This is a genomic window from Winogradskya consettensis (assembly GCF_018332715.1).
Taxonomy (GTDB): domain Bacteria; phylum Actinomycetota; class Actinomycetes; order Mycobacteriales; family Micromonosporaceae; genus Actinoplanes; species Actinoplanes consettensis.
Map to the genome: position 1 here is coordinate 40043 of NZ_BOQP01000005.1, position 21073 is coordinate 61115.

A 21073-nucleotide genomic window follows, 5' to 3' on the forward strand; every position below is an offset into this window, starting at 1 on the left:
CAGGACCCGATGTTCGCTGTGTACGCGGCCGAGCCCCGGCCGGTGGACCCGCTGAGCGCGCTGCGGTTGGGTGACCGGCCGCAGGCACCGGCGCCGCCCGGGTGGACGGCGGTGACCGTGCGGGCCGCCACCCTGAACATGCACGACATCTCGACGTTGCGGGGCATCGGCATGCGTCCCGAGCAGTACCCGATGGTGCTGGGCTGCGACGGGGCCGGGGTGCTCGGCGACGGCACCGAGGTGGTGGTGCACGGCCTGGTCAACGAGCCCGGCTGGGTCGGCCCGGAGACCCTGGACCCGGGGCGTACGGTCCTCAGTGAACGCTATCCGGGCAGCTTCGCCGAGCAGGTGCTGGTGCCGGCGCGCAACGTCGTGACCAAGCCCCCGTCGCTGACGTTCGCCGAGGCCGCGTGTCTTCCGACGGCGTGGCTGACCGCCTACCGGGCGCTGTTCGTCCGGGCCGGGCTGCGGCCGGGTCAGACGGTGCTGGTGCAGGGCCGGGAGCGCGTGGGCAGCATCGCCACCGCGATGATGCAGCTCGCCGCCGCGGCGGGGGCACGGGTCTGGGCGCTCGCCCCGCAGGGCCAGGAGGATTCCGTACGCCGGCTCGGCGCGCACGAGGTCTTCACCGACGACACGGCGCTGCCCCGGGAGGTCGACGTCGTCGTGGACGGCGGCGTCGACGAGGCGAGCTGGTCCCGGTCGCTCACGCTGCTGCGCCCCGGCGGTGTGGTGGTCTGCGCCGGGTACCGCTCGGGTGCCACGGATGTGCGGGCCGTGCAGCACGCGCTGCACCAGCTGGTGTTCCGCGAGCTGCAACTCGTGGGCTGCGCCATGGGAACCACCCAGGACCTGGGCGACCTGCTGGCCTTTCTGGACCGGACCGGGCTGCGGCCGCTGATCGACCGGGAGCTGCCGCTGACGCGCGCGCCGGAGGGTTTCGCGGCGATGCTCGGCGGCGAGGTCACCGGCAAGATCGTGTTCACCGCGTGACCGCGAACCTGGTGGTCAAGGGCCTGGACCTCGCTTCGAGCCGGGCTCGGCGGGCGGCGCCCATCATCGTCGGCACGGCCCCGGATCGTGGACCGCAACGCTTCGACCCGCTGGCGGTGGTCTCGTGAAACACGTCCCCGCGGAGCTCGCGGCATTCGGCGGCGCGCCGGCGTTCAGTACGCCACGCAGCGTCGGCCGGCCCAACATCGGCGACCGGGCGGCGCTGTTCGCCCGGCTGAACGCGGCCCTGGACCGCGGCTGGCTGTCCAACGGCGGGCCGCTGGCCGAGGAGTTCGAGCAGCGGGTCGCCGCGGTCGCCGGCACCCGGTTCTGCGTCGCCACCTGCAACGCGACCGCCGGTCTGCAGCTCGCGCTGCGGGCCTCCGGGGTCACCGGCGAGGTGATCGTGCCGTCGCTGACGTTCGCCGCGACGGCGCACGCGGTGGCGTGGCTCGGGTTGACGCCGGTGTTCTGCGACGTGGACCCGGTGACCGGCGCGCTCGACCCGGAGCACGCACGCTCGCTGATCGGCCCGCGCACCGGCGCCATCCTCGCCGTGCACGTGTGGGGCCGCCCGGCGCCGGTGCGGGAGCTGGAGGAACTGGCCGCCGACCACAGGCTCCGGCTGTTCTTCGACGCCGCGCACGCGTTCGCCTGCACCTCCGGCGGCCGCCCGATCGGGGGCGGCGGAGACGGCGAGGTGTTCAGCTTCCACTCCACGAAGTTCGTGAACAGTTTCGAGGGCGGTGCGCTGGTCACCGACGATCCGGAGCTGGCCGAGCGGGCCCGCCGGATGCGCAACTTCGGCATCGCGGAGGCGGAGCGCGTCGAGCTGGTCGGGCTGAACGCGAAACTGAACGAGGCTGCCGCGGCGATGGGGCTGACGTCGCTGGACAGCATGGACCGGTTCATCGCGCACAACCGGGAGAACTACCACGCGTACCGGGCCGGGCTCGCCGGGCTGCCGGGGATCACCCTGCTCGAATTCGACGAGCGTGAACGTAACAACTACCAGTACATGATCGTCGCTGTCGACGAGCGGCGGGCCGGGTTCGACCGGGACACGCTGCTGGCGATCCTGGCGAGCGAGAACGTGCTCGGGCGGGCGTACTTCTCCCCCGGGTGTCATCAGATGCTGCCGTACGCCGACGGCACCCGGTTGCCGCATACCGAGCGGCTCGCGTCGCAGGTGCTGGCGTTGCCCACCGGGATCGCGGTGTCCGCGGCCGACGCCGCCACGATCGCTGGCATCATCCGCGTCGCCGCCCGCCAGGCGACCACACCGGCCCACGCGGCCTGACGACGCAGGGAGTATCCGGACGTGACCATCGAAGCCACCGCCCCACCGGTGCCGGACTTCCCGATGCGCAGGGGATGCCCGTTCGACCCGCCGCCGCAGTACGGACCGATGCGGGAGGACGGTCCCGCGTTCCGGGTCCGGCTGCCGGACACCACGATCGCGTGGGTCGTCCCCCGCTACGACGACGTCCGGCGGCTGCTGGTCGATCCGCGGATCAGCTCCGACCGGACCCGGCCCGGCTACCCGTTCCTGACCGAGGACTCACGCTATCTGAGCAAGGTACGGGTGTTCGTCGGCATGGACCCGCCCGAGCACGGCCCGCACCGGCGAATGTTCATCCCGGGCTTCACCGCCCGCCGGATCAAGGCGCTGCGTCCGGCGATCGAGGAGAACGTGACGCAGCGGCTGGCGGAGCTCGCGGCCGGCCCGCGCCCCGCCGACCTCGTCACGGCGCTGGCACTGCCGGTGCCGACGCTGGCGATCGCGCAGCTGCTCGGCGTGCCGGACGAGGACTACACGCGGTTCGCCGCTCTCACGGGCGGGCTGATGACCGAGAATCCGCCGCGTGAGCTCTTCGACGAGCTGCTGGCGTTCGTGCGGGCGCTGGTGAGCGCGAAGTGCGCCGAGCCCGGCGACGACATGCTCGGCCGGATCGCTGCCGAGCAGGTGGCCACGGGGGCGATGTCGGTGCACGAGCTGGTGGTGATGGCGCTGCTGCTGCTGTTCGCCGGTTACGAGACGACGGCGAACATGATCGCGCTGGGTACGCTGACCCTGCTGCAGCACCCGGAACAGCTCGCGGAGCTGCGCGCCGATCCGTCGCTGATGCCCGCGGCGGTCGACGAGATGCTGCGCTATCTGTCCATCGCGGAGCTGGCGACCTGCCGGACCGCGGTGGCGGACATCGACCTGGGCGAGGGCGTGGTGATCCGGGCCGGCGAGGGCGTGATCCCGCTGGGCGCCTCGGCGAACCGGGACCCGGCGGCGTTCGAGCGTCCCGACGAGTTCGACATCCACCGCACCGAACGCCATCACCTCGCGTTCGGCTACGGCCCGCACCAGTGCATCGGCGCGAACCTCGCCCGGCTCGAGCTGGAGATCGTCTTCACCTCGCTGATCCGGGACTTCCCGGGGCTGCGGCTCGCGGTGCCGTTCGGCGAGCTGCGCTTCAAGCGGGACGCGAACCTGTTCGGCGTCCACGAGCTTCCGGTGACCTGGTGATGCGGGTGTCGGTGGACACCGGCCGGTGTGTCGGGGCGGCCCAGTGCAGCCGGGTCGAGCCCGAACTGTTCGATCAGGACGACGACGAGGGCGTCGTGCTGCTGCTCACGCCGCACCCGCCCGCGAGTTTGCAGGCCGGGGCACGCACCGCAGCCGACATCTGCCCGGTGCGGGCCATCACCATCGAGGAACCCACGGCCGGCTTCGAGTCCGCTTCGAGTGGACCCGGCCATCATCCGACTTCCGACTCCCATGTCCACTGTCAGTAGGCCTGATGCTCACCTTGCGCGAAGGGGACAGCACCGTGAATTACATCCTTCCTCTGTCGGAGACCCGGCTCGACGACTCCGCCCGGGTCGGCCGCAAGTCCGCCGTCCTGGCCGATCTCGTCGCCGCCGGGTCCGTGGTGCCCGACGGTTTCTCGGTCACCACCGACGCCCTCGATGCCTGCCTCGCCGCCGCGCCCCCGGGGTCCGGGGAACCCGAGCGGGTGCAGGCGCACATCATGGCGATGGCGCTGCCCGAGACCTTCGTCGCGGAGGTCGGCGCGGCGCTCGCCCGGCTCGGTGACGACCCGGTGGCCGTACGCTCGTCCGGCGTCGCCGAGGACCTCGCCGGCCAGTCGTTCGCCGGCCAGTACGAGTCGGTGCTCAACGTCCGCGGCCTCGACGGGGTGCTCGACGCGGTCCGCACGTGCTGGGCCTCCGGCTTCTCCGAGCGCGTCGCGGTCTACCGCGGTGACGGTCACGTCTCGGCCGAGGTCGGCGTGCTCGTGCAGCGCATGGTCGCCGCCGACGCGGCCGGGGTCGCGTTCAGCTGCAACCCGGTCACCGGGGACAGCGACGAGGTGCTGATCAGCGCGGTCGCCGGGCTCGGGGAACGACTGATGGCCGGTGAGCAGACCGCCGACGAGTGGCTGGTCCGCGACGGCAGGGCCGAGCTCACCGCGGCGTCCGCGCCGGGTGCCGCGCCCGCGATCGACACTGTGCAGGCCCTCGAAGTGGCCGAGCTGGCACTGCGGACCGCCGAGCATTACGGAAAACCCCAGGACATCGAATGGGCGTACGCCAACGGCGAACTGTTCCTTCTGCAGGCCCGCCCGATCACGACCCTGAGCAGCGTGGTGCGCGAGCAGATCCCGATCGAGATCGAGGAGCCGGCCCAGTTCTCCACCCGTGACCGCAACGCCGTCCGGCCGTGGACGCGGCTGCAGACCTCGCTGTTCCTGCCGGTCTTCAGCGACGCCGCCCGGCACGTGTTCCGCTTCACGACCGGCGCGACCCCGAAGGCAAGCTCGATCGGCGGCTGGGTCTACATGACGATGCCGCCCGTCGACCCGGCCACGCAGCTCGCCCGGATCGAGGACATCGCGGTGCAGATCCGCGACGGCGAGCCCCGCAAACTCGTCGAGCGCTGGAACACCGAGTGGAAGCCGGCGTTCGCCACCCGGCTCGCCGCGCTGCGTGAGATCGACCCGGTGGAGGTCGACGACGCGACGCTGCTGACGCACATCCGGGACATGACCGGCTTTTTCGTCGAGGTCCACGACGTGTACTTCCGGCTGACCGGTGCCGCCGTGGTGCTGCTCGGTGAGCTGGGTGTCGCCGCGCAGGACGTGCTCGGCTGGAATGCCGCGCAGACGCTCCAGCTCCGCGGCGGGCTGGTGGGTGACCACATGCGGATCGCGATCGGCCTCGGTGAGCTGGCCCGGCTCGCGGCCGGGCGCCCGGCGGTGCGGGCCATCCTCGAGGAGGGTGACCCCGATGCCGCCGAGCAGCTGCGCAAGGCCGATCCGGAGTTCGCGCAGGCGCTGCTCGACTATCGGGAGGCGTACTGCCACCGTACGATCGGCTTCGATCTGACCGAGCCCACCCTGGCCGAGCAGCCGGCGGTCCTGCTGAACCTGATCCGGGCGCAGCTCGACGAGCCCTTCGACGTGGACCGGGAGCGCGCGGCACTGCGGGCCCGGCTGGACGCGACCCTCGCCGAGGCGGAGCCCGCCCTGGCAGCGGCCGGCCCGGAGGCGCGGCGCCGGTTCGAGGTGGCGCTGGCCGGCAGTGACCTGGGTGCGCCGGTGCGCGACGAGAAGGTCTACTACGCGGTGTCGCTGTGGGCCCTGCTGCGGTATTCGCTGCTGGAGCTCGGTGGCCGGCTCACCGCCGCGGGCCTCACCGACCACGCCCACGACGTGCTGCACCTGGACCTGGAGACCGCGCTCGGAGCCCTCGACAAGGGCTTCCCCGCGGCGGAAAACCCAGGCAGGAGCAAGGAGGATGCGGATCTGCGGGACGAGGTCCGCACCGGCCGCGGCCGGCACACCTGGGCGACGGCGCACCCGGGCCCCGCGTTCTACGGGCCGCCGCCGAAGCCGATGGAGATGGGACCGGACCTGCCCACGCCGTCAGCGGGTGCGGAGTACGTCGCCCAGCTGGCCCAGTGGTCGATGAGCCTGTGGGCGGGCGGGCCGGGCGGCGAGTCGCCGGCCGGCACCCTGCGCGGACTAGCGGCCTCGGCGGGCCGCTACACCGGGCCGGCGCGGGTGATCCGCGACGTCACGGAATTCGGCAAGCTGCGCCGTGGTGACGTGCTCGTCTGCCCGGAGACCACGGCCCAGTGGGCGGTGCTGTTCCCGAGCGTCGGCGCGCTGGTCACCGACAACGGCAGCATCCTGTCGCACCCGGCGATCATCTCCCGCGAGTACGGCGTCCCGGCGGTCCTCGCCACCGGCTCCGCGACCAGCACGTTCCGCGACGGGCAGGTGATCACCGTGGACGGTGCCACGGGTCTGGTGACCCTCGCCGGGGAGCTGTGATGGGCCGCATCGACGTGCACCACCACGCCATCCTGCCGGAGATCTCGCGGCTGATGCGCGAGCTCGGGGCGCCGTTCACGATCCCGTGGTCGGCCGCGGAGACGGACCGGGTCATGGCGGAGCACGACATCGACGTGGCGGTCATCTCCAACGCCGTGCCGGGTGACTTCTTCTCCGACGCGCGCCGGGCCGGGGTCTTCCACCGGGCGGTGAACGTGGCGGTCGCGGAGTACGTCGCCGAGCAGCCGGCGCGGTTCGGGTTGCTGTCCGCGCTGCCGATGCCGTACGTGGATCTGGCGCTGGAGGAGGTCCGGCACAGCTTCGACGTGCTCGGGGCGGACGGCGTGCTGCTCGTGCCGCACTCGGGAGAGTCGTACCTGGGCGATCCGCTCTACGAGCCGCTCTTCGAGGAGTTGGACCGGCGGGCCGCCGTGGTGCTGGTGCACCCGATGGCGTTGCCGGGCCCGGCTGCGGCGCAGGTGCCGTACGTGCTGGCCGACTTCCTGCTCGACACCACCCGCGGCGCGCTGAGCCTGATCCTGTCCGGGGCGCTGGATCGCTACCCGGACATCCGGTTCGTCCTGTCGCACGGGGGTGGGTTCCTGCCGTACGCCGCGACCCGAGCCGATCTTCTCGCGCCGGCGTTCTTCGGGGTGGAGCCGGGCCTGGTGAAGCGGTCGCTGGACCGCTTCTACTACGACACGGCGCTGACCGGTGCCTCCGGGCTGCCGAGCCTGCTGAGCACCGTCGGCCCGGAGCGGGTGGTGTTCGGAACCGACTGGTGTGCCGCCCCGGAGACCGCCGTCCGCGAGGTGGTCGCGGCGCTGAACGAGCCGTGGCCGCAGCTCGCGGACGGTGCGCGGGACCTGGTGGACCGGGGTAACGCGCTCGGGCTCTTCCCCCGGTTCGGCGACACCTCCGAAAAAGCTTGCTTGCGTGACGCAAGTAGTTTTAGGCTGTCGGCATGAACCCGGACGCCCAGGACATCGAAGTGCTCACCGGCGGCCTGCTCGCCCTGGGTCGCGAGCTCTCCCGCGCCCGCGAACGCCAGGGCGAGGGCAGCCGGCTCACGATCCTGCAGCTCATCGACGAGGCCGCTGACGTGCGGCCGTCCGACCTGGCCACCGAGATGCAGATGTCGCTCTCGGCGGTCACCCGGCAGATCCACGCGCTGGCCGACACCGGCCAGGTGGAGCTGCACAACGACCGGAACGACCGGCGCTCCTTCCGGGTCGCGCTGACCCCCGCCGGCAAGGAGGAGCTCAACCGGCTCGTCCGCAAGTCGCACGACCGCTTCGCCGGCTTCCTGACCGGCTGGAGCGCCGAGGACACCGTGCAGCTGGGCACCCTGCTCAACCGGCTCGCGGCGTCCATCAAGGAGTCCCGTGACGGGCAGCAGAAGCCCGCGGCGGGCCGCACCTGGCAGCGCCAGGCGGCAGCACCGGAGGAGAAATGACGCTCCATGTGATCATCGCGGGTGCCGGGGTCGGCGGGCTCTGCCTGGCCCAGGGCCTGCGCCGGCGCGGGATCAGCGTCGCCGTCTACGAGCGCGACTCCTCCACGGAGTCCCGCCACCAGGGCTACCGGCTGCGCATCGACGAGCACGGGCGCACTGCGCTGGCCGAATGCCTGCCCAGCGAGCTCAACGACCTCGCCCACGCCACGGCCAACCAGATGTACATGCCGCGCGGCACGTCGTACGACCACCAGCTGAACCCGCTCGGCTCCTGGCGTCCCGCGGCACCGCTCGACCCGGCGCGGGCGGCCATCGTGGTCAACCGCCGCACCCTGCGGGAGATCCTGCTAGCCGGGCTGGACGGCGTCGTCCACTTCGGGCAGACCGTCACCGGGTACACCGAGCACGACGACCACGTGAGTGTGCGGTTCGCCGACGGCAGCGAAGCCACCGGTGACGTGCTCGTCGCCGCCGACGGCATCAACTCCGTGGTCCGCGGTCAGCTGCTGCCGCACACCGAGGTCCTCGACACCGGGCTGCGCGCGATCTACGGCCACCTCCCGCTCACCGACGCGGTGCGCGAGTGGATGCCCGCGGAGCTGATCGGCGGGTCGCGGCCGGTGCTCGGGCCGGAGCGCACCACGCTGGCGCTCGGGGTCTTCGAGCCGGTCCGCTCGCCCGAGCAGGCCGCGGCGGAGCTCGCGCCGTACGCGAAGCTGCACCCGGTCCCCGCGTACGTGAAATGGACGCTCGTGGCCCCGGTCGCGTCCTACCCCGTACCCGAGGAAGAGCTGTTCACGGCCCCGGCCGAGCGGCTGCACAGCATCGCCGGCCGGCTCGTGGCCGACTGGCACCCCGTCGTGCGGCGGCTCGTCGCCGAGTCGATCGTGGCCGACACGTTCGCGTTGTCGATCCGCTCGACCCTGCCCTCGGGCGACTGGACGGCGGGCCGGGTCACGGTGCTCGGCGACGCCATCCACGCCACCACCCCGGTCGGTGGGACGGGCGCCAACACCGCGCTGCGCGACGCCGCCCTGCTCGCTTCCCGCATCGGCCGGGTCGAAAGCGGCCGCGGCGACCTGCTCGCGGCTATAACGAGCTTCGAGTCGGACATGCGTCAATACGGATACCAGGCGGTTCGCGACTCGCTCTCCGGAGCGGCCACGATCTTCCAGACCGCCGAACTCGCCCAGAAAGGCAGCCCCGCATGAACGCCGCCAACCAGACTCCCGCCCGCGGTGGCCGGCTCCGCGCCCTGCTGCCGACCCTGCTGGACGTGATCGTCCCGGTCATCCTCTACTTCATCCTCAAGAAGCTCGGCAGCAGCGACTTCTGGGCACTGACCCTCGCCGGTGTCGGCACCGGCGTCTACGCGCTGGTGAACACGATCCGCCGGCGCAAACTCGACTTCATCGGCATCCTGGTGCTGCTGGAGATCGTCCTGTCGGTCGGGCTGCTGTTCATCACCGACGACCCGCGGCTGGTCGCCATCAAACCGGCCTTCTACACCACCCTCACCGGGCTGTACTTCCTGTTCACCTGCGTGGCCGGCAAGCCGATCATCTACACGGCGGTGACCCCGATCGCCACCGACGGCGACCCGGTGCGCACCAAGGCCTACGCGCAGGCCTGGGACGAGTCCCGGCCGTTCCGGGTGCGGGAGCGGCTCATGACCGCGGTGTTCGGTGCCGGCCTGCTGATCGAGGCCGTCCTGCGCATCGTGATCGTCTACCACTGGTCCCCGGCGAAGCTGGACGAGTCGTTCGTCGTCTCGCAGCTGCCCGGCATCATCGTGATCGTCGCCGTGCTCGCGTTCTTCCGCTCCCAGGTCCCCGCGATCAGCAAGATCGTCGACGGCTTCCAGGAGCGGCTGGAGCAGGGTTCACGCCGCACCAACGGCAACCCCGCACCGGCACCCACCGCCTGACCTCACTCCCCCAAAGGCTGCGCCCGCCCCCGACCCCCGGACGGCGGGCGCAGCCGTATCCGAAGCACCCCGCGACGCGCCCGCACCGGCGTCGTGCGATGGCTGCTGCCCTCGTTCTGAGAAGGAGTCCACGATGGCTGTCCAAGCCGGACCCGTACCCGCAGCGAAGACCCGGACCACACCACCGCCCGGGCGCCGCCGGCAGCTCGCCGCGATCCTGCCGATGGCCCTCGACATGGCCGCACCGATGATCAGCTTTGTCCTGCTCCACCTGGTCCTGGGGGTGTCGCCGGTCATCGCGCTGACCGCCGGTGCCTTCGCCGCCGGGCTGCGGGTGCTCTACCTGGCTGTGCGTGAGCGCCGGATCAGTGCGTTCTCCGTCCTGATGCTCCTCATCATGGCCGCCACCATCGTGCTGGTGCTCATCACCGGCGACCCGCGGCTGATCCTGGCCAAGTCGGCGCTCATCCCCGCGCTGGGCGGCACCTGGGGGATCATCACGAACTTCGTCGGCCGCCCGCTGGTCTTCGACGTCGCCGGCCCGTTCATCACCAAGGGTGACCCGGAGCTGGCGGCGTCCTGGCGCACGGCGTGGGAGCACGAACCCGAGTTCGTGGCGCGGCTCAAGCTGCTCAACCTCATCTGGGGTATCGGCTTCCTGATCAGCGCCGTCCTGCGGGTGGTCATCGTCTACCACGTGCCGCTCACCGTCGGCGTCTTCGCAGGTCAGGTGCCTACGCTCGGCGGGCTCGTCATCCTGATCCTGCTCACCCGGCGACTCGGGCGGCCCCTGATGGCAGCCGTTCACCGGCAGGCAGCCATCGCGCGGAGCACCCTGTGACATGGTTCCGGCACGACCCGGGCCGGCCCGACGGCCGGTACAAGGCCGCGGTCCGGCGCAACCTGGAGCTGGTCGGCGGGCAGATCGGCGGCCTGCTGGTCGCGACGGCCTTCATCACCGCCGGTGCGGTCTTCTCCGCCGCGACCCCGCTCGCGCAGCAGTGGGTCGTGGACCATGCCATCCTCACGCACAGCGCACCGATCTGGCCGGGGCTGGTCGTCTACCTGCTGCTCGGCATCGGCGTCTTCGTCACCAAGCGGATCTGTCTCTACCGGCAGGCCCGCGCCGTCGCGGAGCTGCAGTACGAGGTCCGCAACCAGGTGCACACCCGGCTGCAGCACCTCGACGAATCGACCCGCGACGGGCTGCCCACCGGCCAGCTCGTCTCCCGGGTCAACTCCGACGCCGGGGTGCTCGTCCGGGTGCTCGCCAACGTGCCGCAGGTGATCGGTGCCCTGATCTTCACGGTGGTCGCGCTGATCGCCATGCTCGTGCTGTCGCCGCTGCTCGCCACGGTCACGCTGGTCATGGTGCCCGTGCTCACGTGGGTGGCCGCCCGGATGCGCGCGGTCGTGCAGCCCGCCTCCTGGGACGTGCAGCAGCGCGAGGGTGAGCTCGCCCAGACCGTCGATGAGACCGTGAGCGGCATCCGGGTCGTCAAGGCGTTCGGGCAGCAGGACCGCGAGCAGGAACGGATGGTGCAGAACTCGCGCGAACTGTACGGCGCGCGCATGCGGCTCACCCGGCTCAGCGCGAAGTACGAGTCGCTGTTCGGGTCGATCCCGCGCTTCGGCCAGGTCGCCGTGCTGGCCCTGGGCGGCTGGCTCGCCCTCGAGCACCGCATCTCGGTCGGCACGTTCCTCGCGTTCGCCAGCTATCTGATGATGCTGGTGGCCCCGGCCCGGATCGTTGCCGGGCTGATCGGCACGGCGCAGCGGGCCGGCGCGGCGGCGACGCGGATCTTCGAGGTGCTCGACTCGGTGCCGTTGATCGCCGACGCCCCGGACGCCCGCGAGCTGCGGGTCACCGCCGGCGTGGTCACGTTCGACGGGGTCCGGGCGGGATATCCGCACGCCGAGCCGGTCCTCGACGGGTTCAGCCTGACGATCGCGCCGGGCGAGACGGTTGCCCTGGTCGGGGCGTCCGGCTCCGGCAAGTCGACCGCGGCGCTGTTGCTGCCGAGGCTGCGGGAGGCGCAGGGCGGGACCGTACGCATCGACGGGCAGGACGTCCGCGACGTGACCCTCTCCTCGCTGCGCCGGCAGGTCGCGATCGTCTTCGAGGAGTCGTTCCTGTTCGCCGGTTCCGTGCGGGAGAACATCGCCTACGGGCGCCCGGACGCGCCGTTCGACGAGATCGTGGCCGCCGCCCGCACCGCAGGCGTCCACGACCTGATCGCGGCGCTGCCCGAGGGCTACGACTCGGAGACCGGCGAGCGCGGCTCGCGGTTCTCCGGCGGGCAGCGGCAACGGATCGCGATCGCGCGGGCGCTGGTCACGGGTGCGCCGGTGCTGGTGCTCGACGACGTGACCAGTGCGGTTGACGCGCACGTGGAGGCCGGTATCGTCGCGGGGCTGCGGGCCGCCACGCTCGGGCGTACCACTCTGCTGATCTCGCACCGGCGGGCGACGCTCGCCCTGGCCGACCGGATCGCCGTGCTCGACGACGGGCGGATCATCGACGACGGTACGCACGACGAGCTGATCGCCCGCTGCCCCCGTTACGCCGAGCTGCTGGCGTCGGCGGAGGCGGACCAGGCCGAGGATGCGCTGGAAGAGCAGGACAGTGCCTGGGGTACGCCCCGGCCACGAGCGGTGAGCCCCGCCGCGGCCGAGATGATGGCCAAGCTGGCGACCCTGCCACCGGCCGACGAGGACCCGTCGATCGACCGGGCGGCGGCCGAGGACGAGTCACGTTTCTCGCTGCGCCGGTTCCTGGCGCCGTACCGCACGGCGCTGGCGGTGAGCGTGCCGCTGTTCGTCCTCGGCGCGGCGACCACGGTGGCCGGTCCCTATCTCTACGAGCACGGCATCGACGGCGGCGTACGCAGCGGGTCGGGGCGGGTGCTGGTGATCGTGGTGGCGGTGATGGCGCTGGTGGCCGTCGCGGACCTGTTCGCCGTACGCGCGATGACCCTGGTTTCGGGCCGGCTCGGGCAGCGCATCGTGATCGCTTTGCGCCTGCGGGTCTGGGTGCACCTGAAACGGCTGTCGCTGGACTTCTACGAGCGGCACCGCAGCGGCAGCATCATGACCCGCGTGGTGACCGACGTCGAGTCGCTGACCGGCGTCTTCTCGTCCGGGCTGGCGCAGGCCGTCGTCGCGGTGTTCACGTTCGCCGGCGTGCTGGCCGCGATGCTCTGGATGAGCCCCGCGCTGACCCTGCTCACCTCGGTGGTGCTGGTGCCGTTCGTGCTGGTGACGGCAATCTTCCAGCGGTTGAGCAGCAAACCGTACGCGGACGCCCGCGAACAGGTCGCCACGATGAACGCGGACCTGCGCGAGAGCCTGGCCGGCGTCCGCGAGACCCAGGTCTTCGGCCAGCAGGACCGCCGCCGCGGCCGGTTCGAGGAGACGACCCGGGCCTACGTCGACGCCCGGATGGCCGCCCAGCGCCTGGCCTCGCTGTACTTCCCGTTCGTCGAGCTGCTCGCCGACGTCGCCGCGGTGTTCGTGCTCGGGGCGGGGGCGTGGCTGATCGGCCGCGGTCACCTGCAGGTCGGCGCGCTCGTCGCGTTCATGCTCTACATCAACCTGTTCTTCACCCCGGTGCAGCAGATGTCGACGCTGTTCGACTCGTGGCAGCAGGCGCGGGTCTCGATGCGCCGGGTGCAGGAGCTGATGGACGAGCAGGCAAGCGTGCGCCCGGCCACCGATCCGGTGCGCCCCGCGGTTCTTCGTGGAGAGATCGAGCTGCGCGGTGTCGGGTTCACCTACCCGGACGGCCGGGAGGCGTTGCGCGGCATCGATCTGCGCATCGCCGCCGGGGAGACGCTGGCCGTGATCGGCGAGTCCGGCTCGGGCAAGTCGACGCTGGCGAAGCTGATCGTCCGGTTCCACGACCCGGTCAGCGGCGCGGTGCTGGTCGACGGGGTGGATCTGCGGGACATCGACGAGCGCGGTTACCGGGCGCGGCTGGGGTATGTGCCGCAGGAGCCGTACCTGTTCTCGGGATCGGTGCGCGACAACATCGCGTACGCCCGCCCGGACGCGACCGACGCCGAGGTCGAACGGGCCGCCCGTCGCTCCGGCGCGCACGAGATGATCGCCGGGCTAGACGGGGGCTACCGGCACGTGCTCGACGAGCGTGGCGCGTCCCTGTCCGCCGGGCAGCGCCAACTGCTCTGCCTGGCCCGCGCCGAACTGGTCGACCCGGTGGTGCTGCTGCTCGACGAGGCCACGTCCAACCTGGACGCGGCCGCGGAGGCGGCGGTGCACGACGCGATGCGGCGGATGGCCGGGCGCCGGACCACCGTGGTGATCGCGCACCGGCTGGCGGTCGCGGAGGACGCCGACCGGGTGGCGGTGCTCAGCGCGGGCCGCCTGGTGGAGCTCGGCCCGCCGGCCGAGCTGCGCACCGCGGGCGGTCCCTACAGCCGGCTCGTCGCCGCCGCGACCGTCCCGGCCTGAAGGGCCCGGCAGTCCTCGTAGAACGGTAACAATCCGCGCCGGACGGACTCGGTCAGCGACGGCGCCCCGGCGTCGACCCGCGACATGATCAGGTCCGTCCGGCCGGCGAACGGCAGTGCCAGGTCGGGATCGAGCGGGTCGACCGCGATGACGTCCCCCGCCACGTAGCCCGTGGAGCACTGGTACTGCACCAGCGTGTCGTCGCGCAGGGCGAGGAACGCGTGCCCGATGCCCTCGCCGAGCAGCACGGCGCGTGGTTCGCCGGCGCGCAGCCGTACGGCCAGGTGCCGGCCGAATGTCGGTGAGCCCACCCGCAGGTCGACGGAGACGTCGAGGATCTCCCCGCGCAGACAGCTGACGATCTTCGCCTGGCCGGGCGGGACCCGGGCGCTGTGCACGCCCCGGACGACATCGGCGTGCGACACCGAGTGGTTGGTCTGCGCGATGCGGAACGGGCGGCCGAGGACCTCGCTCAGCGCGTCCTCGCGGTAGGACTCGACGAACTCCCCGCGGTCGTCGGCGAAGACGCGTGAGGTCAGCACGAAGACGTCGGGGATGTCGAGCTCGTGGATGTCCAGGCTACGGCTGGTGTACCTGCGATCTGCCATGCCGCGCGACGGTAGGTGCCGCGGTTGGAGAGCCGGTCGAGCCCCGGCGCTCCACCAGCCCTCGACGGTGGCACCCGACCCTGGCACGGCGACCCGCGCCGAGCCGGAGGAGGCTTTCATGGCACGACCGACGGTGCTCACCCGTCCCGCTCTCGCCGACCGGTTCGCCGCGTCGGCGAGAGCGACCGGAGCTCTGCTGAGCGACGACGAGTTCGACGGATGGTTCGCCGGGCGGCGCCACGCGTCCCGCTTCGCCGTCGAGCGGATCCCGCTCGCCGGACTGCGCGGCTGGCACGAGGATCCCGGCACCGGCAACCTCGTCCACGAGACCGGCCGGTTCTTCACCGTCGAGGGCCTGAGCGTACGCACCGGCACCCCGCACGCCTGGATGCAGCCGATCATCCAGCAGAGCGAGATCGGCATCCTGGGCCTGGCGGTCAAGGAGTTCGACGGGGTCCTGCACCTGCTGATGCAGGCGAAGATGGAACCGGGCAACGTGGGCCTGGTCCAGCTGTCCCCCACCGTGCAGGCCACCCGCAGCAACTACGTGGGCGTGCACCGCGGCCGGCCGATCACCCACCTCGACTACTTCACCCAGCCGGGCCGCAGCCGGGTGCTCGTCGACGTGCTGCAGTCCGAGCAGGGCTCCTGGTTCCTGCACAAACGCAACCGCAACATGATCGTCGAGGTGACCGAGGACGTCCCCGAGCACCCCGACTTCTGCTGGCTGACCCTCGCGCAGGTCCGCCGCCTGCTCCGGGCCGACAACGTGATCAACATGGACGCCCGCTCGGTGCTGTCCTGCGTGCCCGAGCCCGCCGGGGACGAGGGCCCGGCGCGGCACTCCGGCGGCGAGCTGCTGCGCTGGCTCACCGACGTCAAGGCCCGCGCCGACCTGCAGCAGCGGCTCGTCCCGCTGCGCGGGATCACCGGCTGGCACCGCAGCGCCGACGCCATCCGGCACGACGAGGGCCGGTTCTTCGAGGTCGTCGCGATCGAGGCGGCGGCCGGCAACCGCGAGGTGGGGCACTGGACACAGCCGCTGATCGCGCCGGTCGGGCAGGGCATCGCGGCGTTCCTGACCCGGCCGATCGGCGGGGTGCCGCACCTGCTCGTGCAGGCCAAGATCGAGGCCGGGGTACGCGACGTCGCCGAGCTCGCGCCGACGTTCCAGGCACTGCCGGCAAACTTCGCGGGGGCCCCGGACCGGCTCCGGCCGCGCTTCCTCGACGAGGTGCTGGCCGCGACCGGGCCGGCGCTGCGCTACGACAGCGTGCAGTCCGAGGAGGGCGGCCGGTTCCACCACGCGACCAACCGCTACCAGGTGATCGAGGTGGGCAGCGGTTTCCCGCTCGACGAGCCACCCGGCTTCCGGTGGGTCACACCCGGGCAGCTGCGAGCGCTCCTGCAGCACCCGTACTACGTCAACGTGCAGGCGCGCAGTCTGCTGGCCGGGCTGGGTGCCGTCCGATGATCCCGCTGCGGATCGGGGTGCTCGGGGCGGCCGACATCGCCGTACGCCGGACGCTGCCCGCGCTGCGCACGATCCCCGATGACGCCGTCCTCGTCGCGGTGGCCAGCCGGGCACCGGACCGGGCCGCGTGGCTCGCCGGTCAGTACGGCGCCCGCGCGTACGGCTCGTACGCCGCGCTGCTCGACGACCCGGACGTCGACGCGGTGTATCTGCCGTTGCCGGCCGGGCTGCACGGGCCGTGGATCGAGCGCTGCCTCGCGGCCGGGAAACACGTGCTCGCGGAGAAGCCGCTGGCCACCGACCGGGCGACCGCCGAGCGGCTGCTGCGGCTGGCAACCGCCCGGGGCCTCGTCCTCGCGGAGAACATGACCTTCCCGTTCCACTCCCAGCACACGGCGGTGGCCCGGCTCGTGCTCGCGGGCCGCATCGGCGAGCTGCGCAGCGTGCAGGCGTCGTTCTGCGTGCCGCCACGACCGGACGGCGACATCCGCTACCAGGCGGCGCTCGGCGGTGGATCGCTGCTGGACCAGGGCGTCTATCCGATCCGGGCGGCGTTGCTGCATCTCGGCCCCGGGCTGCGGGTGGACGCCGCGACGCTGCGCCACGACCCGGTTCGCGCCGTCGACCTCGGTGGCACGGCCCGGCTGTGCGGCCCGGACGGCACCGAGGCGCGGCTGGTCTTCGGCATGGACGGCGATTACTCCTGCCACTACGAGCTGACGGGCACCCGCGGCTCGATCCGCGTGCAACGCGCCTTCACCACGCCGCCCGAGCTGGCGCCGCAGGTCTGGCTGCAGAACGACGACACCCCCGGCCACGCCCTCGATCTGCCGCCCGACGACCAGTTCGCCCGGTGCCTGAGCACCTTCGTGACCCGGGTCCGCACCGGATCCGAGCCGGGCCCGGGCTCGCTGCTGCAGGCCACCGCGGTCGACGACATCCGGTCCTTCGCGACCATCACCTCAGGGAGCTCTCGGTGACATCTTTCCCTCATCGCCGGGTCACGGTCCTCGGCGGCACCGGCTTCGCCGGACGCCACATCGCCACCGCGTTCGCTGCTGCCGGCTGGCACGTCACGGTCGCGGCCCGACACCCCCACAGATCAGGCTTCGCGTACGCCAACCTCGACCTTTCCGCCCCACCGGCAACCGTGGCGGCGGCGCTGCGGAGCACCGAGCCGGACGTCGTCATCAACGCCGCCGGTGCCTACTGGGGGCTGAGCGGCACCGCGTTGCACGACGCGCTGGCCGGCACCACCGAGCGGCTCCTCGCGGCGTGGCCCCTGCTCGGCTCGCAGCCCCGGCTGATCCACCTCGGCAGCGTCATGGAGTACGCCCCGGTCTCCGGCCGGGCGCTGCTCCACGAACGCTCACCGGTGGACGCGGCAACCCCGTACGGCGCGGCCAAACTGCACGCGACACGCGCCGTTCAGAAGGCGGCCGAGGTTCCCGCGCTGGTGCTGCGCGTGACGAACTCGGTCGGCCCCGGCGTCGACGCCGCCAGCCTGCTCGGCAAGGTCGCCCACGCGCTGAGCACCGCCCGGCGTGACGGAACCACAGCGCGGATCGTCCTGGCCCCACTGCATGCCCAGCGTGACTACCTCGACGTCCGCGACCTCGGTGACGCCGTGGTCGCCGCCGCGGTCCACGGCGAGCCCGGGCAGCTCATCAACATCGGCAGCGGCTCCGCGATCGGCGTGCGCGAGCTGGTCGACGGGCTGATCGCCGCCAGCGGCGTCCCGGCCCGGGTCGACGAACGCACCGACGCACCCTCCTCCCCCGGCGCCGTCGCTGACTGGCTGGCCGTCGACCCGGCAACCGCCACCCGGCTGCTGGGCTGGCAGGCCCGCCGCCCGATCGACCGTGCGGTCACCGACCTGTGGCAGGCGGAGATCGACGTTCGGCACTCGATCGGCGATCGATCCCGCGTGGATGCCGGTGCCGCACAGTCGATCTCGACCTACCGGAGGTGACCATGTCTTTCCTGTTCGCGGCCGCACTGATCGGATCGGGCCTGCTGGCCGGGACGCTGTTCGGCGTCGCCGTGGGCGTGGTCCCGGCGTTCGCGGCGGTCCCGGCCGGCGAGTACGTGCGGATCCACCGGGTCGTCGGCGCCGGCTTCGACCGGGTCATGCCGTTCATCGTCATCGCGACCAGCGCGGGCGACCTCATCGTCGCTCCGGCCGTCGGCGGCCCGGCCCGGGTCCTGCTGCTCGCCGCCGTGGTGCTGCAGGCCGGCGTCGCCGCCACCTCCCAGCTCGGCAACGTACCCATCAACCGGCGGGTGCGGTCACTCCCCGCCGGGCCGCTGCCGGACGGCTGGGCCGACCCCCGGTCCGCGTGGCGGCGCTGGCACCTGCTGCGGACCTCGTTCGCCCTCACCGCGCTGACGGCTCACGCCCTCGCCGCGCTGTCCCTCATCCACCCCGCGCTCGAAGGAAGCCTGTCATGACGATTGCCCCCGCACCCGCCCCGGTCGCCGCGGCCGCGCTGCGCACCCCCACCGACGTCAAGCGCCTGGCCAACGCGTTCTGTCACGCGCAGCTGCTGCTCACCGCCGACGAACTCGGCCTCTTCGCCGACCTCGGCAGCCACGGTCCCTCCACGCAGGAGCAGATCACCGAGCGGCTCGGGCTCGACGGGCGCGGCACGGGCGATTTCCTCGACGGCCTGGTGCTGCTCGGGCTGATCGAGCTGACCGGCGACGTCTACACGCTGACGGACGTAGCCACCGAGACGCTGGTGCCCGGCACTCCCCGCTACATCGGTGGCTTCCTGCGCCGCGCGTCCCGGATGCTGTATCCCGCGTGGGGTCAGCTCGGTGCCGCACTACGGACGGGACAGCCCCAGACCGCGGGCGCCGGACCGGACGCGTTCCTGCGGATGCTCGCGGATCCAGCGCAGCGCAGCGCGTACCTCACCATGATGGACTCGGCCAGCGGCCTGGTCGCGCCGCACCTGATCCGGGCGTTCCCCTGGTCCGCGTATGCCTCCGTGCTCGACGTGGGTGGCTGCCGCGGCAACCTGGTGGGACGCCTGCTCGGCGCGTACCCGGAGCTTCGGGGTGCGGTCTTCGACCTGCCGCCGATGGCGGAGCCGTTCCAGGAACACACCACGGCGCTCGGCGTCGCCGAACGGGCCACGTTCCACGCCGGTGACTTCTTCCACGACGACCTGCCCACCGCGAACGTCGTGATGCTCGGCCACGTCCTGCACAACTGGTCCCCCGAGGAGCGCGCCGCCCTGGTCGCCCGGGCCTGGGCCGCGGTCGCCCCCGGCGGTGCCCTGCTGATCTACGACGCGATGCTCCCCGAAACCCCCGCCGACCTCCCCCGGACCCTGGTCAGCCTGAACATGCTGCTGGTCACCGAGGGCGGCTCCGAATACCCCGCGTCGCACTGCCAGGCCTGGCTGACCGCGGCCGGCTGCACCACCACCGAGGTCCACGGCCTCGGCTCCACCGACACCCTCGTCATCGGCCACAAACCCCGATGATCCACATAGATCGGACTCCCATGACCCTCACCCTGAACCGCCGCCGCCTGCTCGCCACCGGCGCCGCCGGTCTCGGCCTGGCGGCTGTGCCCGCCCTGCGCGTCTCCCCCGCCTCAGCCGCTCCGTCGGCCGGGGGCTCCAAGCGCACCCCCGGGACGGCGATCACGCTGGACGGCGCCAGCAACAGCCGCGACCTGGGCGGCTATGTCACCGCGGACGGCAAGTGCGTACGCAGCGGCAAGGTCTTCCGCTCGGGCACGCTGGCCGGGCTGACCACCACCGGCACCCGCCAGCTCGCCGCGCTGGGCGTGAAATGGGCGTTCGACCTGCGCAACGACGCCGAACGCTACCTGTTCGGCAAGGGCAAGGTGGGCACGGTCAAGCCCTGGCTCGCCCCGGTCGGCAACGACACGGAGGACAACCCGTACGGCCCGCCCGTCGCCGGCCAGGTCACGGCCTCGGTGATCGCGGAGTTCCAGTCGTACGTGTCGTTCTCGTCGGCCGTGATCTCGGTCGGCTCGGTCCTGCGCATGCTGGCCATCCCCGGCGGCCAGCCCCTGCTCTTCGGCTGCGACTCAGGCTCCGCCCGCAGCGGCTGGACGGCCGCGGTCCTCATGACCGTCCTGGGCGTGCCCCGCGCACAGGTGAACTCGGAATTCCTGCTGAGCAACCAGACGCTCGGCGGCCAGTACCTCTTCACCGAATACCTCGACGCCGCGTTCGCCAAGGTCGACGAGATCTACGGCGACTGGGCCACCTTCGTCCAGATCGGCCTCGGCCTGGACGCGGGCGACATCACCGCCCTCAAGTCGAGCCTCCTGTCCTGACAACCACGAAGGCCGCCGCCCCCGATCCGAGGGACGGCGGCCTTCGCCGTGCGGCTCGTGTCTCCACGTCGGTCCGGCTCTGTCCGAGTCGCTCCGGCCGGTTACGAGGGTCGGCGGGAACCCTCTCCGGCGGCATCGCCCTCACGAGCGCGAGGCACGAAATTGCGCCTCGCGGCGTTGCGGCCGTGAGTATCCCGAGCCGGCGAGTCACATCCTGGCCGGCCGCGGACATTGTCACGGGTCATCCTGACCACCTAGCTGCCAATGACGTCGCCCGGCTGGTCGGTGTCATGGCCGAACAATCGCGGACCCCGCCACCACCGCCACTGGCCGCGACCGAGTTGTCGCCGTCCATGCCGCGTGGCTGAATGTTGCGCTGGACACCGGGATGCGACAACTTTCTGCGGTGTTGCTCCTCAAAGCCGGCCAATCACGTCTGACGCGAAGAACGTAGGTTTCATGGCCAGACGTGATTGGCTCACGCTTGACAC

At 72.1% G+C, this 21073-nt stretch carries 19 protein-coding genes; 18 read left to right on the top strand and 1 reads right to left on the bottom strand.

The genetic code is table 11. From position 1 onward, the window contains the following. Positions 1–9 precede the first annotated feature (9 nt). The 12 genes from Aco04nite_RS05400 to Aco04nite_RS05450 all read left to right on the top strand — a co-directional run bounded on the left by Aco04nite_RS05400 (position 10) and on the right by Aco04nite_RS05450 (position 14179). A complete protein-coding gene (locus Aco04nite_RS05400; protein WP_212996075.1) occupies positions 10–993 on the top strand; it encodes a zinc-binding dehydrogenase in 984 nt (327 codons plus the stop codon). Then, positions 990–1121, top strand: a complete 132-nt coding sequence (locus Aco04nite_RS49510; protein ID WP_280519310.1) for a hypothetical protein — start codon at positions 990–992, stop codon at positions 1119–1121. The genes Aco04nite_RS05400 and Aco04nite_RS49510 overlap by 4 nt, the downstream gene beginning before the upstream one ends. Further along, positions 1118–2293 carry an aminotransferase class I/II-fold pyridoxal phosphate-dependent enzyme gene (locus Aco04nite_RS05405; RefSeq protein ID WP_212996076.1) on the top strand — a complete coding sequence of 392 codons (1176 nt, stop codon included), beginning with the start codon at positions 1118–1120 and terminating at the stop codon, positions 2291–2293. Before Aco04nite_RS49510 ends, Aco04nite_RS05405 begins: the two co-directional genes overlap by 4 nt. A gap of 21 nt (positions 2294–2314) precedes the next feature. After that, positions 2315–3514: a cytochrome P450 gene (locus Aco04nite_RS05410; RefSeq protein ID WP_244875768.1), complete on the top strand. Its 1200-nt coding sequence runs from the start codon at positions 2315–2317 to the stop codon at positions 3512–3514. Between the two features lie 5 nt (positions 3515–3519). Beyond that, positions 3520–3783: a ferredoxin gene (locus tag Aco04nite_RS05415; RefSeq protein ID WP_212996077.1), complete on the top strand. Its 264-nt coding sequence runs from the start codon at positions 3520–3522 to the stop codon at positions 3781–3783. A 35-nt stretch (positions 3784–3818) separates the two neighbouring features. Beyond that, the gene (locus Aco04nite_RS05420; protein ID WP_212996078.1) at positions 3819–6326 is read left to right on the top strand and encodes a PEP/pyruvate-binding domain-containing protein; all 2508 of its coding nucleotides are present in this window, start codon (positions 3819–3821) and stop codon (positions 6324–6326) included. Then, positions 6326–7294, top strand: coding sequence for an amidohydrolase family protein (locus tag Aco04nite_RS05425; protein WP_212996079.1), 969 nt, complete (start codon positions 6326–6328; stop codon positions 7292–7294). Before Aco04nite_RS05420 ends, Aco04nite_RS05425 begins: the two co-directional genes overlap by 1 nt. Beyond that, complete coding sequence (locus Aco04nite_RS05430) at positions 7291–7782, top strand: MarR family winged helix-turn-helix transcriptional regulator (protein ID WP_212996080.1); 492 nt, start codon at positions 7291–7293, stop codon at positions 7780–7782. The genes Aco04nite_RS05425 and Aco04nite_RS05430 overlap by 4 nt, the downstream gene beginning before the upstream one ends. Continuing rightward, a complete protein-coding gene (locus tag Aco04nite_RS05435) occupies positions 7779–8993 on the top strand; it encodes an FAD-dependent oxidoreductase (protein WP_212996081.1) in 1215 nt (404 codons plus the stop codon). The genes Aco04nite_RS05430 and Aco04nite_RS05435 overlap by 4 nt, the downstream gene beginning before the upstream one ends. Next, the gene (locus Aco04nite_RS05440; RefSeq protein ID WP_212996082.1) at positions 8990–9709 is read left to right on the top strand and encodes a VC0807 family protein; all 720 of its coding nucleotides are present in this window, start codon (positions 8990–8992) and stop codon (positions 9707–9709) included. The genes Aco04nite_RS05435 and Aco04nite_RS05440 overlap by 4 nt, the downstream gene beginning before the upstream one ends. A gap of 133 nt (positions 9710–9842) precedes the next feature. Further along, entirely contained in the window at positions 9843–10550 is a 708-nt protein-coding gene (locus Aco04nite_RS05445) for a VC0807 family protein (RefSeq protein WP_212996083.1), read from the top strand. Beyond that, a complete protein-coding gene (locus Aco04nite_RS05450; protein WP_212996084.1) occupies positions 10547–14179 on the top strand; it encodes an ABC transporter ATP-binding protein in 3633 nt (1210 codons plus the stop codon). Before Aco04nite_RS05445 ends, Aco04nite_RS05450 begins: the two co-directional genes overlap by 4 nt. On the opposite strand, the gene Aco04nite_RS05455 is transcribed toward Aco04nite_RS05450, so the two are convergent. After that, the gene (locus Aco04nite_RS05455) at positions 14140–14787 is read right to left on the bottom strand and encodes a dTDP-4-dehydrorhamnose 3,5-epimerase family protein (RefSeq protein ID WP_212996085.1); all 648 of its coding nucleotides are present in this window, start codon (positions 14785–14787) and stop codon (positions 14140–14142) included. The two genes, Aco04nite_RS05450 and Aco04nite_RS05455, sit on opposite strands and share 40 nt — an antisense overlap. A 118-nt stretch (positions 14788–14905) precedes the next feature. On the opposite strand from Aco04nite_RS05455, the gene Aco04nite_RS05460 reads away from it, so the two are divergent. Genes Aco04nite_RS05460 through Aco04nite_RS05485 form a run of 6 tightly spaced genes read left to right on the top strand, consistent with a single transcriptional unit; the run spans position 14906 to position 20582 of the window. Further along, a complete protein-coding gene (locus tag Aco04nite_RS05460) occupies positions 14906–16261 on the top strand; it encodes an NDP-hexose 2,3-dehydratase family protein (RefSeq protein WP_212996086.1) in 1356 nt (451 codons plus the stop codon). Continuing rightward, positions 16258–17241: a Gfo/Idh/MocA family protein gene (locus Aco04nite_RS05465; protein WP_212996087.1), complete on the top strand. Its 984-nt coding sequence runs from the start codon at positions 16258–16260 to the stop codon at positions 17239–17241. The genes Aco04nite_RS05460 and Aco04nite_RS05465 overlap by 4 nt, the downstream gene beginning before the upstream one ends. Next, a complete protein-coding gene (locus Aco04nite_RS05470) occupies positions 17238–18233 on the top strand; it encodes an NAD-dependent epimerase/dehydratase family protein (RefSeq protein WP_212996088.1) in 996 nt (331 codons plus the stop codon). The genes Aco04nite_RS05465 and Aco04nite_RS05470 overlap by 4 nt, the downstream gene beginning before the upstream one ends. A gap of 2 nt (positions 18234–18235) precedes the next feature. After that, complete coding sequence (locus tag Aco04nite_RS05475) at positions 18236–18712, top strand: anthrone oxygenase family protein (RefSeq protein ID WP_212996089.1); 477 nt, start codon at positions 18236–18238, stop codon at positions 18710–18712. Then, positions 18709–19755, top strand: coding sequence for a methyltransferase (locus Aco04nite_RS05480; protein WP_212996090.1), 1047 nt, complete (start codon positions 18709–18711; stop codon positions 19753–19755). Before Aco04nite_RS05475 ends, Aco04nite_RS05480 begins: the two co-directional genes overlap by 4 nt. Positions 19756–19775: 20 nt before the next feature. After that, positions 19776–20582 carry a tyrosine-protein phosphatase gene (locus tag Aco04nite_RS05485; protein ID WP_212996091.1) on the top strand — a complete coding sequence of 269 codons (807 nt, stop codon included), beginning with the start codon at positions 19776–19778 and terminating at the stop codon, positions 20580–20582. The last annotated feature ends 491 nt before the right edge of the window (positions 20583–21073 follow it).